Consider the following 13,112-nt stretch of genomic DNA (forward strand, 5'->3'; position numbering starts at 1 on the left):
TTTATTTTACTTGTGTTCCTTTAACAAAGGTATTAACCGGTTCCGTATAAGGTATTCCATCAATATCCATCGTCATGATATCGGCATCAAAGATTACAAAATCAGCCCATTTTCCGACTTCAAGACTTCCTTTTTCATTTTCTTCAAAATCCGAATAAGCCGCCCAGATTGTCATTCCTTTTAACGTTTCTTCCCGTGTTAAGGCATCCTCCATCTGAAATCCGTTTTCCGGATAATTTTTAAGATCTTTTCGTGCCACAGCCGCATAAAAAGTATACATCGGATTCACTTCTTCGATCGGAAAATCGGTTCCTAATGCAATCAACCCGGCTTTTTGCAACATTGTTTTATATGCATACGAATATTGTAATCTTTTTTTACCCAGACGATCTTCCGCCCAATACATATCTGAAGTAGCATGTGTTGGCTGAACGGACGGAATTATTCCTAACTTAAAATAGTCAAAATCCGTTTCCCGCATAATCTGAGCATGTTCAATCTTCCATCTCCGATCCGGCTTATCCTGTAGCACTTCTTTATAAATTTTCAAAAGCACGGTATTTGTTGAATCTCCGATGGCATGCGAATTCATCTGATAATCGGAATCCGCAATCTGTTGTGCTATTTCCCGGATGGTCGGAATCGGTGACAATAAGGCTCCGAACTGTTTCGGTTTGTCCGAATAAGCCTGATGCAAACACGCTCCTCTTGATCCCAAAGCGCCGTCTCCCATAAATTTAAACGATCGCACATTCAACTTGTCCGTTTTATAAATTCCGAGTTGTGTGTAATGATCTACATTTTCGCGCGTGGCCATCACCATTGCGTAAATATTAATATCCAGTTTATTTTCCTGTTGCAAGCTATCAATTAAATCGATAATATCCCGATCCAAACCGGCTTCATTAATTGTCGTCAGTCCGTATTTAAACATTTCCCTTTGCGCATCTAACAACGCATTAATCTGCGTTTGTCGGGACGGCTTCGGAATAATAGCGGATACCAATTCCATCGGATTATCGACTAATATACCGGTTAATTTTCCGTTTTTCACTTCAATTTGTCCGCCTGATGTTTTGGTTTTAATAGTGATTCCCGCCAAGTCCAATGCTTTACTATTTACGAGCATCGCATGACCGTCGATACGGGTTAATACCACCGGAACATCCGGAAAATAGCGATCCAATAATTCTTTATCCGGAAATTCTTTGTCTTTCCAGTCATTCTGATCCCATCCTCTTCCGATTATAAAAGTATGCTTTTTGACTTTCTGAAACGCTTGTATTCGTTCAATTACCTCCTGAAAGCTTTTTGTTCCTCTCAGGTTAACAGCCTGCATATTCATGCCCAAACCATAAAAATGGGCGTGCGCATCGTAGAATCCGGGATAGATATATTTGTCTTTGGCGATCAGGCTTTTTTTAGATGAAAACTTTTTCTGAATATCCGCTTTTGTTCCGATTCCGATAATTTTTCCGTTTTTTACAGCAAAGGCTTCCGCAGTTTGAAAATCTTTGTTGACGGTATAGATTTTAGCGTCCGAAACAATCAGATCGACTTCCTGCTTTTTTTGTGCGCTTACAAAAGCCGTTACCAAACAGCAAACGCTCAAAAATGTATTTTTTATTTTCATCTATTCTATATTTTCGATTGTGTATTTTGAAGTATTGATTTCAAAAGTTTCACCAACACCGGCTCCCATTAGTTTTACCCCCAACGGTGACTGAGGAGAAAGTGCAATTACATTGATTCCGTCAATACTGATTTTAGGTAAAGCTGCACTCATAAACAGATACATCCCATTGGTTTTAATCACACTTCCAACGGCAATTTTTGAAGTTTCCAAAGTCGTATCAATTTTTTCCAGAACCGACCGCATCTGAATCGCTTCTTTCAGTTTAGTGCTTAGTTTTTCCTGTTCCAGATGCATCATCGACAAAGCGGTTTCGTGTTTATCACCGGCCGATCCTTTAGCGTCATTTTGAGCATCTTCCGTTAAACCGGAAATCATATCTTTAAATACGTCAATCTTATCCTGAAGCAGTACCATATGATGGTCTACGATTTTCTGTTTAAATGTCATTTTATTCCGTAATAATCCACAAAGAAACAAAATAAAAGCCTGCAAAAACAATATGCTTTGCAGGCTTTCCCTTTTTATTTGAACACTTTAATTAAAAGTCAAATTTATAACTGGCACCGATCAGGAATTGGAATCCCTGCACCGGATAATTAAGCCAGCGTTGGTAATTCTGGCTAGCCAGATTGTTTGCTTTCAGGAAAGCTGTAAGACGCTCGTTGTGTTTGTACCCGACATGCGCATTCAGATCGAAATAACTATCTAATGTAACCGTTTTGATTTGCGGTTCCGTTAAAGCGATATCCGTATACATAAACTGGTCTTTTCGTTCTCCGACAAAGAAAACATTGGTTCCGGCGTACCATTTTTCCGTGATATTAAAATCAAAATCAGCACCTACTTTTACGGTTGGCATATTCCACGCCTGTTCCAAATCAGTAGTAAAGCTGTTAAATGTACCGTTGATTCCGAATGTTACGTTTTTGGAAAAATCCATTTTCAATTCTCCGAAGAAACTGATTGTTTTTAACTTATCATACACTACGCTAAACGAATTTCCATAGATGTAACCTTCAGTATTCGTATTAGCCGTATCGTAAACATTGCTTTTAAAGAACGCTTTATCGTCGTCACTTTTATAAGAACCTCTTACGTTATAAGCAACATTATTCGCTAATTTTCCTTTTAACCCAACATAAATATCATATTGTTCGCTAGTTGGCGCGATTACCAGATTCGGAGCAACAAACTGGTTTTCTCCTACGAAATCAGCATAGGTGTTTTGTTTTAAACCACCTTCAGCACCGGCGTAAGCAATCATAACATCGCCCACGACTTTATAGGATGCTTTTACCTGCGGATAGATATAAAATTTACCTTCACTTTCGTTATTCAGTTTTCCCATATTATAGAAAAGTCCCGCTCCGGCCTGAACCGAAAGATCGCCTTCTTTTAAGATGATACTCGGTTGTACTCCGAAAGTCAGATAACTATATTTCATTTCGCTTTCCGGCAGATTGAAGTAATCTTTTTCAAAATTTCCGCCTACATAATCTACTACAAAATCAGCTTTAAATTTGTTTTCTTTAAATTCGAAATCAATTGAAGGTTTCACAAAAAAGCGGTTTTCAGCACTACCTTTTGCATCCCAGAATCGTTTAAACTGCAATGATGCCTCATTGAAATAGCTATCTTTCATTCCCAACCGGGCGCCTAATTTTAACGTTTGATAGGTTTGCTGCGGATTGATGGCAGCTATCATATTATCGTCAAAAGTCAGGAATTCCGTTGGTAATCCATACCAGTTATAAAGTTGGTGTTGGTATCCTAAATCGGCATTCCAGTCAAAATCTCTTTGTTTACTTCCGTAAGTAAGATCCAGAGACGTATTGGAATATTTATCATCCAGCAATACATCTTTAATTCCGCCTTGCGATGACATATGTCGGAACATTCCGGCCACATACTCATTATTACTCAAATTTTTGGTAATAAAAAGTTCACCGTTAACTGCGGCATAATTACCAAATCCAAGAGTGGCATAGTTGTTATATAATTTTTCCTTTTGCGCTTTGTCTACACCCGCTGCTTTTCCTTTAGACGGTGTAAAGGTAGAAGCTACCGGAAACGAGAAAATATTGTATTGAATTTCTTTTTTCTGCGTATTATCCTCATCATCGATTGTTGGCGTTTCTTTCACTTTAAAAGCATCCGAAATGGTAGGCGTATACGGTTTTACTACGTTCACTACTTCCGTTCCCAGATTTTCATCTTTCTTTTGTGCGAATAAGGTCTGGCTTCCTGCCAAAAGCAGAAGTAGTGCGATTTTATATTGAATGGTCTTTGTCATATGCTGCATATTTACTATTAAGAAAAAGGGCACTCCGCCTGTTAATTTGTGATAGAGGAGTTACGTTTCGCTTCTTCCGATTTAATAAAGTCTAATTCTTTTTTAGCTTCTTCCACTACATCCTGATAGTTACTAAAGTTTTTAATCACACTTTCCAGAATATAAGTGGCCTGAAAACTATCTTTTAATCCGTAAAAGTTTTTCGCCATGATCACCAATCCTTTAGCTCCGAAATATTTATATCCGGAATAATCTTTGGCTAATTTCTGAACTGCAGTATTGGAAGCTTCAAACTTACCGTCTTTATTTTTAAAGTATGCGTCATAATACAATGCTTCCGCGGCAAGCTCACCTTTAGCTATAGTGAGTAATTTTGCGTAGGCCGCTTTTGCTTTTACCTCATCATTCGACTTGATGGCCGAACGGGCTACGATAATCTGGGCATCACTCTTAATACGATCTTCAATTTTAGTATTCGCGAGTACTTTATCTGCATAAATAACCGCATTCGGATAGTCTTTCTGCTCGTAATACGATTTCATCAGATTCGATTGTGCAAAGGTTACATTTTGCGGGAAATCCGCTTCTGTTTCCAATCGTTTTAAAACCGGAATCGCTTTTGCATAATCGTTTTTCTTCAGATGAATCTCCGACAAACGCGCCAAAGACTGTTCTGTAAATTCATTTCTCGATTTTCCGATCACATATTCGTAATTCGGTACAGCATTACTTCCTAAACCTTCAGCAAAATAAGCCTGAGCCAGGTAGAAATTCGCTTTTAATGCTGAAATTCCGTTCGGAAAGCTCGCCAGATAACTTGTAAATCCGGAAATCGCCTGTTTCAGATTATTTTGCAAATATTGTTTTTCAGCGGCTTCATAAGAAGTCTTATCCAAATCAGCATCCGTTACATCAACAAAATCAAGGGTTCTTACCCAGCTTGCATATTCGTCTACTTTTCCGCTATCCACATAGATCAGACGTGCCGTCGAAACCGCTTCCATTGCTTCCTGACTTCTCGGATATTCAGCTACTACTTTTTTTAGTTTTGCCAATGCCTGTTCATCTTTTTCCGCATTATAATAAATCAGTCCTTGTCTTAAAATGGCTTTTGCCGAATAGGAACTGTCTTTATAATCAGCGATCAGACGATCATATGCCTGTAATGCTTTTTCCGTATTGTTTAGCGTTACATATGTATTCCCCATTTCATACAAAGCATCATCCGCATATTTTGATTTCGGATATGCTTTCAGGAAAGCATTTAACTCTTCCACTTTTTTATCATTACGCGACACAAATCCGTACGAAATTGCTTTTTGGAAATACGCATAATCCGCATCTACACTTTTTAATTCGATGGCTTTATTATAAGCTTCCATCGCCGGCCAGTATTTGGTTGTCACAAAGTAACAATCAGCCATTCGGAGATAAGCATCATTCAAACGCACTTTGTCATCTTTTGCGATATTGATGTATTCCTGGAAGTATTTTGCAGCCTGTTCGTATTCTTTCTGCTTAAAATAAGTATAAGCCAGGTCGTAGTTTGCATTTTTATATTCCGGAGTATTCTTAGCTTCTGCATTCCCCAGGAATTGTTTAAAGCTGATTAATGCATCACCAAACTGTCCTAAAACATATTCCGTTTCTGCTTTCCAGAATATGGCACGGGTTGTAAATTTAGCGTCCCGTTGTTCTGCTATCGATTTTTTAAAAAGAGCTAGTGCTTCGTTGTAATTACCATCGGTATACAATTCCAGTCCGCGGTAAAAAGTAACTTTTTGATAGGCCAGTTTATTTTCCGGTGTTTTACTCTTTTCAAGTAAAACTAATGCTTCTTTATAATTTTTTGAGGTGATATACGAGTTGATCAATAGCGATTCAATCTCTGCTTTATAGGACGTATTCGGATATTTGTTCAGATATCCCATTAACACTTCCGGTACACTTTGGTACGGGTTTCCGATATCATAGCTTAATTTTGCATAATTCAGATACGCATCTTCTTGAATTTTGGCATCAAATTCCATTTCCGATGCATTTTTAAATGCGTTTAAAGCCTGTTGTTTTTTATCCGTTTTCAGATAACTTTCTGCCAAATGGTAATAGGCATTCTGCGCTACAGCATCCTGACCGTTAATGATTTTATTAAACTGCGCGATTGCATTTTCATAATCTCCGGCCTTATAGTAGGCATATCCCAACTGATAAAAATCGGTATTATTCCACTTCCCTTTTTTTCCTTTGTATTCTGTCAGATACGGTAAAGCCTTGTCGTATTGTTTCAGGTTAAAATAACTTTCCCCGATAATTTTGGACAATTCCGATTTTTCATTGGCATCCGATTTTGACAATTGCGGAATTCCTAAGTCAATTGCCTTTTGGAAATTCCCCAGTTTAAAATTCATATCCGCCTGGAAATAGGACATTTTCTCTTTGTATTTGTCCTTATCCGCTACCTGATCGAAATATTGCGTTGCATCTTTATAGTTATCGGTTTCATAAGCCATATACCCCAAATAGTATTTCGCCTGTGATCCGTATTCTTTGGAATTAGCAACTTTATTAAAGTATTTTTCGGCTTCTTTTTTGTTTTTAGCTGTAAAGTAACAGTAGCCTTTTTGAAAATTATAGCGTTCCTTATCGCTCAAAGTCATGGCATTTTCATCAACTTTATCAAACCATTTCAGCGCCTGAACATAATTAGCCTGTTCAAAGTAATAATGTGCTACTTCGATATATGCCTGATTTTGCTTGGTACTGGTCGGGTAATTTTCGACAAAATTCTCCATCATCTGATCAGCGCCCGATTGCTCCAGTCGGATAGCACAATTGGCACTGTAGTAAGCGCAATCAGCTTTTACTTCCGAGCTGTTATTAGCACTCTTTACTTTGTCAAAAAGAATTTGAGCAGCCTGATACTGCTTGTCTTTGTATAGCGACAACGCTTTTTGATAATCCACCAAATCGTGCGTATAGATGTTCGATTGTTGTGCCGCCAGGTTCATCGCACCGAGCGTTAAGGAAATAAATAATAGCCTATCTAATTTTCGCATTGTTACTTTTTTTAAAAAACCAAATATATCAAAATATACTGGTATTAACGTTTGTCCGGTTTTGTTTATTGCAAAGGTTTCCCTCAAAAACCAAACCAAATAATTTCTTACGAAAACAAAATTGCCGTAATTTTCACATTAAATTTTGCCGAACTCGCTTAACTTCTTATTTTTACCAAAATAAACATTCCTAAATTATGTCACAAACGATTCTTTCCCTTACAGACGTAACCATATATCAAGAAAACAATGCTGTTTTAAGCCATATCAATCTGGAAGTAAAAAACGGTGAATTTATTTACATCATTGGGAAAACCGGTTCCGGGAAAAGTAGTTTTATGAAAACGCTATATGCTGATTTACCTTTAACAGAAGGCGAAGGAACGATTGTAGATTATGATTTAAAGGCGTTAAAAGAAAAGGATATTCCGTATTTGAGACGTAAATTAGGTATTGTTTTTCAGGATTTCAAATTGCTTCCGGATCGTAACGTACACGACAATCTTGAGTTTGTTTTAAAAGCAACCGGATGGGCAGAAAAAGAGGAAATGCAGGTACAGATTGAGGAAGTGCTGGACAAAGTGGGTATGCGTAATTTTGTACATAAAATGCCGCATCAACTATCAGGAGGTGAGCAACAACGTATTGCTATTGCCCGTGCTTTATTAAATGACCCGGAGTTGATTCTTGCCGATGAGCCAACCGGAAATCTGGATCCGCAAACCAGCATGGAAGTAATGGAGGTTTTGAAAAAAATCAACCAAAACGGTAAAACCATTTTAATGGCAACTCACGACTATGCCTTATTGATGAAATATCCTTCCAAGACTTTAAAATGTGAAGACAAAACCTTATTTGAGGTAGTTCAACGTACGGTTTAATTCTTTTAGCCACTTATGACTACGTTGCCGAAATCACTATTGATCATACCATTTTACAACGAATGTGAACGGATTTCAATCGGTGATTTTATCGTTGCTTTTAAACATTTCGCTACCGTCGATTTTTTATTGGTTGATGACGGCAGTACGGATAAAACCGCTACACTTTTACAGAATCTGGAGAAAGAACACGACAATGTCAACGCACTTATCCTGAATCGTAATGTGGGTAAAGCAGAAGCCATTCGTTCGGCAGTTCTGAAATCCGACATCAATCGATACGACTATATCGGTTATTTGGATGCCGATCTCGCTACTCCGATCGAAGAGCTTATTAAAATGCTGTCGTTTGCCGAAATAAATTCCCAATACCGGTTTATAATGGGAAGCCGGATTAAAAAAATGGGAAGTACCATCATTCGTTATAAATATCGTCATTATTTCGGTCGTGTTTTCGCCACTATTGTTAGTAGTTGTATTCTTAAAACACCGGTTTACGATACCCAATGCGGCGCCAAAGTAATTGCACGTGATGTTGCCCGACAGGTTTTTGAAAAACCTTTTCTAACCCGATGGTTGTTTGATATTGAGCTGCTTTTACGATTCCAAAAGAACAATCCGAACTTTGATCAACAGGTTTATGAATTTAGTCTGAATACGTGGATCGAAAAAGGAGAAAGTAAAATTACCTTACGGGATCTTGCGGGTTTTCCGCTTCAACTTCTAAAAATTTACAGGACATATGATTAAACGGTTTTTACATTTTATTCTGGCAAAACCATTACTTTCTTTGCTTTTGCTTAGCATTCTGATCCGTTTATTCTGTCTTGCTTTATACCAACACATTACTATTTTTCCTGATTCCGGAGGTTATATCGACCTTGGTCAGCTATTATCTGACTTCGATCTGTCCGGATATAACGGACAAAGGAGTCCGGGTTATCCTTTCCTGTTATTTTTGGCCGGCAACCATTTAAAAATCGTTTTGGTTTTACAATTTATAATCGGTATTTACACAACCGTTTTGGTTTATAAAAACCTGTTACTACTAAAATTTAATACCGTAACTTCTTTTTTTACCGCGTTATTACTGAATAATTTTCTTCACGTTATTTTTTATGAAACGGCGATACTTACCGAGTCGCTTACGCTTTTTGTAATAATATTGATCATCAACCTTTACCTAAAGTTTTTCGAAAACGGTTCGTTATCAAAACTGCTTTTATTGAGTCTCGCATTTGGTTTTCTTGTTTTGATCAAGCCTTTCTATTTTTTCCTTCCGTTTCTTTTTTATGGAATATCGGTTTTAAAAAACTTTACTATCCGTACAATCATAAACAAACGGATTGTAATTCTGTTTTTTCCCATTATCACGTTTTTCGGTTGGTCATATATCAACAAAATCAATACAGGCTATTTTGTACCCACTACTTTTTACGGAATTAATATTGCACAGAATTGTGTGTATTTTGCCGAAAAAACACCGGATGAATTCAAAACAATCCGGGATATTTATTTAAAACATCGGGAAATCGCTAAAAAAGAAAATCAGGACGTTGCGATGAGTATCTGGTTTGCCTATGATGAATTAGAAAAAACAACCAACCTATCGTTTGTCGACTTATCGTATCAGTTGGATCGGTTTAGTAAAGTGGCAATACGCAATAATCCTGTTGACTATCTGTATCAGGTTGTCTGTATTTCCTGGGTTGATTTCTGGAAAGTGGATATATATTGGAATTACAATGACTTTAAGATTCCTTATGCGAATAAAATGCTAATCGGTATCTGGTATATCCAATTTGCCCTGTTACAATTGTTTAAAATTGTTTTTGTATTACTAATCCCGGTGCAGTTGTATGAATTTATTATCCGGAAAAAGATCAGCCACGAGCTTGTTTTTACCGTAATTATCTTTGTCACTTCTGTACTTCAGGCAATTGTAACTTATGGAACCAATTCCCGATTTAGTTATCCGTTTGAATTTATAATGGTAACGGTAGTTCTGTTATTTGCTCAACGAAAAGGGTATCTTAACCGCCTTTTACAACGATAAGCACTTCATTTTAACACTGTATTGCCTATATATCCTGTAAAAGTTGCCAAAAAAACCGTTACTTTGTAACATCGAATTTTTCAGTTTATCGTAAATCCATCATGATTTCAATACTAATCCCGGCCTATAATTATGACGTAAGCGATTTAGTACGCTCGCTCCTCAAAGAAGGACAGTCATTGCCATTGGCATTTGAAATTATTTGTTGGGACGATTGTTCTCCTAATGTTTCCATTTCGGAAAGCAATAAGGCATTGGCTCAAGAATCGGAATACTATACGTATTTTAGAAGTGAAACGAATCTGGGTCGGACGCAAACACGGACGTTACTGGCTGAAAAAGCAAAATACAATCGATTACTTTTTCTTGATTCGGATGTAATGCCAGAAAACGAATCGTTTCTAAAAAACTATATCGCGACTATTTCACCTGAAAAGCCTATTATTTTTGGCGGTTACCAATATGTATCTCAATATGATAATCCGACATCAATGTTACGCTGGACCTATGGTCGTTCAAGAGAGTCCCATATCGCTACTACACGGAACAAAAAACCGTATCACTATATTTTTTCAGGAAATATCCTAATTGATAAAGACATTTTTCTAAATATTAAATTCCCGGAGAATAATTTTTACGGTATGGATAGTTATTTTTCGTACCAATTGTATAAAAATACGATTCCGGTAGTGCATATTGATAATCCTGTTCTTCACCTCGGACTGGAAAACAACGAAATCTTTTTTAAAAAATCGTTGGAAGCCGTTAAAATCCGAAAACATTTTTTTCCGGAATTACCCGGAATTGAAAATATTAATTCACTGGTAAAGAACTACAACCGGTTAAAACGTTTCCGTATGGATAAACCCGTTGGGTTCTTTTTTAACCTCTCGGAACCGCTATTAAGAAAAATGATTTTAGGAAAAAACCAAAGCTTGTTTTGCCTGGACCTATACCGTTTGGGGTATATTTGTGTGATCAAATAACGTATTATGGCTTTTTTCTCTGTCATCATCCCTTTATACAATAAGCAACATTATATTGAGGATACTTTAAACAGTATTTTGAGCCAATCTTTTTCCGATTTTGAAATCGTTATTGTGAATGATGGTTCTACCGATAACAGCCTAGAGAAAGTAACGGCTTTTACCGACAATCGAATCCGATTGTTTACCACTGAAAACCGAGGTGTTTCGGCAGCGCGTAATTTTGCCATGCAACAGGCTTCCGGCTCTTATTTTGCTTTTATGGATGCCGATGATTTCTGGTATCCGCAGCATCTTGAAAAATTACACCAAACGATTACAGCTTTAGATCACCTGAGTGTTTTTACTACATTACTGGAAGTTGAACGTGCCAATGGCATTTATCCGGCGAATTACAGCAATTTACCTGGAGCCCTCATACAGGAAGTTGATTTTTTTGAAACCAGCCTTTCCAAGACCATTTTATCGCCTTATACAACTGCTATTCATAAGGATGTTTTTTCCGTTATCGGTCCTTTTAACGAGACCATTTCAAACGGAGAAGATACCGAATACTGGATTCGTATCGGATTTCATTATAAAATCGGGTTATACAATGCTATAACCGCGCGCCATACCTATGTTCCCGGTAGTCTTTCGAACAGACGATTCGACATGTCCCGCTTTGAGGATTTCAACCGGTTTACCGAACCGGAAAAATCGAATCCGGCGGCTAAGAAGATGATCGATATTAATCGTTTTTCACTGGCATTGAAATGTAAGATCCATAATGACCAGGCGAATTACAAACGATTAATCCGGGCTATCGATCGTAATAATTTATTACCGAAGCAGCGTTTTTTACTTCGTTTACCCGGTTGGGCTTTAACGCAATTGCTTCGTTTTAAAAGCTATCTGGAAAGAAAAAACATTCGTTTAACGGCTTTTTGAAGCCTGAAAAACGGCATATTCCCGAATATAATCTTCTTCTGCATATACATCTGAGGAAACCACCAGACAAATCGCACCGGAAGAAAAATTATCCAGTTCCCGCCAGATTCCTTCTTTAATCAGTAACCCTTTATTCGGTCGGTTAAGTGTTACCTTTTCTTTCTGCTCTCCGTTGTCCAGTAATACGTCAAAACTACCGCTCAATGCAATCAGAAATTCTTTTTGTGCTATATGCGCATGACCGCCGCGATAGGCACCGCTCGGAACATCGTATAAATAGTAGACCCTTTTAATTTCAAACGGAACGGTTTCTTTTTCCACAACGGCTAAATTCCCCCTCGGATCCGCAATTTTAGGAATATCTATAAATTCACCTATTTGTAATGTATCAGCCATATAACGTGTCTTCATTCTTTTTTAAAATTTCCTTGTACTCTTTTATTCCTTTTAATCCGATTGTAAATTTCGAACGAATCCCCGATATGGGTACCAATCGTTTCCGCCATAAAAAAAACATGTATTTTACAAGATAATAATAGGCTTTTATACCGAAACGCTTGTAAAATCCGGCCATTTTTGCATAAATCAATCTATCGGAAGCGACCTCATCACTTGAAGAATATTGTTTATGAATAACGATGTTTTCCGGGAAAAACAATACTTGTAATCCGCTCTTTAATGCTCTTCTCAGAAAAAACAAGGTCTCCGCATCCTGAAACCGGGCTCCTAAGCCAAACCATTCATTATAAAAACAGTCTTGTTTCCGTAAGTCATCTAATTGAGCTGTTACTTCAATTGACAATACTTTGTTCAGGTTGTTTATATTGAAAAAAAAAGGTGTTTTCTGATAACGGCTAAACGGTTTCCCTTCTGTCGTAAGTGTCTGAAAACAAATTACCGGAACCGTCTTGTTTTTATTATAAGCTTTGATAATCGTTTCCTGAAATCCATCCGGATAAACCACATCATCATCGGCAATCAGGATAATTTTTCCGGTTGCCTTTCGAAGTGCTATATTTCTACTTTTCGAAAGTCCTCTTCCAAAAACATTGATCACTTTCACATTCGGATAATCGGAAGAAAGCTGTTTGGTTTCGTTGGTTTGATTTACAATTAACAGGTTGAACGTATGGAAAGGCGAAAAGGGAAAAATACGATTCAGAAAATCCAGTGAATCCCTGTTCATGGTGGCGATCAGGATTTCTAAATCATCATTTTTAAATTCGTTCTCCAATTTGTTTTTATATTTACACAAATATAAAAATTTCTGCATC

11 protein-coding genes are annotated in these 13,112 nt (G+C 37.3%); 5 read left to right on the forward strand and 6 right to left on the reverse strand.

The annotated features are described in order from the left end of the window. Position 1: 1 nt before the first annotated feature. The 4 genes from NOX80_RS17820 to NOX80_RS17835 all read right to left on the reverse strand — a co-directional run bounded on the left by NOX80_RS17820 (position 2) and on the right by NOX80_RS17835 (position 6,985). Entirely contained in the window at positions 2–1,633 is a 1,632-nt protein-coding gene (locus NOX80_RS17820; protein WP_256551161.1) for an amidohydrolase, read from the reverse strand. Then, complete coding sequence (locus NOX80_RS17825; protein ID WP_256551162.1) at positions 1,634–2,083, reverse strand: GreA/GreB family elongation factor; 450 nt, start codon at positions 2,081–2,083, stop codon at positions 1,634–1,636. It lies immediately after the preceding gene. A 91-nt stretch (positions 2,084–2,174) separates the two neighbouring features. Then, on the reverse strand, positions 2,175–3,929 hold the full coding sequence (locus NOX80_RS17830; protein WP_256551163.1) for a TonB-dependent receptor: 1,755 nt from the start codon (positions 3,927–3,929) through the stop codon (positions 2,175–2,177). Positions 3,930–3,970: 41 nt separating this feature from the next. After that, positions 3,971–6,985 (reverse strand): tetratricopeptide repeat protein, encoded by a 3,015-nt coding sequence (locus NOX80_RS17835; protein ID WP_256551164.1) that lies wholly within the window; start codon positions 6,983–6,985, stop codon positions 3,971–3,973. A 197-nt stretch (positions 6,986–7,182) separates the two neighbouring features. Here NOX80_RS17835 and NOX80_RS17840 point away from each other — a divergent pair, with 197 nt between their 5' ends. The 5 genes from NOX80_RS17840 to NOX80_RS17860 all read left to right on the forward strand — a co-directional run bounded on the left by NOX80_RS17840 (position 7,183) and on the right by NOX80_RS17860 (position 11,838). Beyond that, positions 7,183–7,866: a cell division ATP-binding protein FtsE gene (locus tag NOX80_RS17840; RefSeq protein WP_256551165.1), complete on the forward strand. Its 684-nt coding sequence runs from the start codon at positions 7,183–7,185 to the stop codon at positions 7,864–7,866. A 15-nt stretch (positions 7,867–7,881) separates the two neighbouring features. Continuing rightward, entirely contained in the window at positions 7,882–8,616 is a 735-nt protein-coding gene (locus NOX80_RS17845) for a glycosyltransferase (RefSeq protein ID WP_256551166.1), read from the forward strand. Beyond that, positions 8,609–9,922 carry a hypothetical protein gene (locus NOX80_RS17850; RefSeq protein WP_256551167.1) on the forward strand — a complete coding sequence of 438 codons (1,314 nt, stop codon included), beginning with the start codon at positions 8,609–8,611 and terminating at the stop codon, positions 9,920–9,922. Before NOX80_RS17845 ends, NOX80_RS17850 begins: the two co-directional genes overlap by 8 nt. Positions 9,923–10,023: 101 nt before the next feature. Then, positions 10,024–10,908, forward strand: coding sequence for a glycosyltransferase family 2 protein (locus NOX80_RS17855; protein ID WP_256551168.1), 885 nt, complete (start codon positions 10,024–10,026; stop codon positions 10,906–10,908). 6 nt (positions 10,909–10,914) lie between these two features. After that, the gene (locus tag NOX80_RS17860) at positions 10,915–11,838 is read left to right on the forward strand and encodes a glycosyltransferase family 2 protein (protein WP_256551169.1); all 924 of its coding nucleotides are present in this window, start codon (positions 10,915–10,917) and stop codon (positions 11,836–11,838) included. Here the strand turns inward: NOX80_RS17860 and NOX80_RS17865 are convergent. Further along, positions 11,824–12,249 carry a sugar 3,4-ketoisomerase gene (locus tag NOX80_RS17865; RefSeq protein ID WP_256551170.1) on the reverse strand — a complete coding sequence of 142 codons (426 nt, stop codon included), beginning with the start codon at positions 12,247–12,249 and terminating at the stop codon, positions 11,824–11,826. The two genes, NOX80_RS17860 and NOX80_RS17865, sit on opposite strands and share 15 nt — an antisense overlap. Then, positions 12,227–13,111, reverse strand: coding sequence for a glycosyltransferase family 2 protein (locus tag NOX80_RS17870; RefSeq protein ID WP_256551171.1), 885 nt, complete (start codon positions 13,109–13,111; stop codon positions 12,227–12,229). Before NOX80_RS17870 ends, NOX80_RS17865 begins: the two co-directional genes overlap by 23 nt. Between the last annotated feature and the right edge of the window lies 1 nt (position 13,112).

The sequence above is a fragment of the Flavobacterium cerinum genome, from assembly GCF_024496085.1.
GTDB lineage: Bacteria > Bacteroidota > Bacteroidia > Flavobacteriales > Flavobacteriaceae > Flavobacterium > Flavobacterium cerinum_A.

Coding starts and splice junctions, on each gene's coding strand:
- NOX80_RS17820 (WP_256551161.1), bottom strand. CDS start 1,633: ATGAAAATAAAAAATACATTTTTGAGCGTTTGCTGTTTGGTAACGGCT.
- NOX80_RS17825 (WP_256551162.1), bottom strand. CDS start 2,083: ATGACATTTAAACAGAAAATCGTAGACCATCATATGGTACTGCTTCAG.
- NOX80_RS17830 (WP_256551163.1), bottom strand. CDS start 3,929: ATGACAAAGACCATTCAATATAAAATCGCACTACTTCTGCTTTTGGCA.
- NOX80_RS17835 (WP_256551164.1), bottom strand. CDS start 6,985: ATGCGAAAATTAGATAGGCTATTATTTATTTCCTTAACGCTCGGTGCG.
- NOX80_RS17840 (WP_256551165.1), top strand. CDS start 7,183: ATGTCACAAACGATTCTTTCCCTTACAGACGTAACCATATATCAAGAA.
- NOX80_RS17845 (WP_256551166.1), top strand. CDS start 7,882: ATGACTACGTTGCCGAAATCACTATTGATCATACCATTTTACAACGAA.
- NOX80_RS17850 (WP_256551167.1), top strand. CDS start 8,609: ATGATTAAACGGTTTTTACATTTTATTCTGGCAAAACCATTACTTTCT.
- NOX80_RS17855 (WP_256551168.1), top strand. CDS start 10,024: ATGATTTCAATACTAATCCCGGCCTATAATTATGACGTAAGCGATTTA.
- NOX80_RS17860 (WP_256551169.1), top strand. CDS start 10,915: ATGGCTTTTTTCTCTGTCATCATCCCTTTATACAATAAGCAACATTAT.
- NOX80_RS17865 (WP_256551170.1), bottom strand. CDS start 12,249: ATGAAGACACGTTATATGGCTGATACATTACAAATAGGTGAATTTATA.
- NOX80_RS17870 (WP_256551171.1), bottom strand. CDS start 13,111: ATGCAGAAATTTTTATATTTGTGTAAATATAAAAACAAATTGGAGAAC.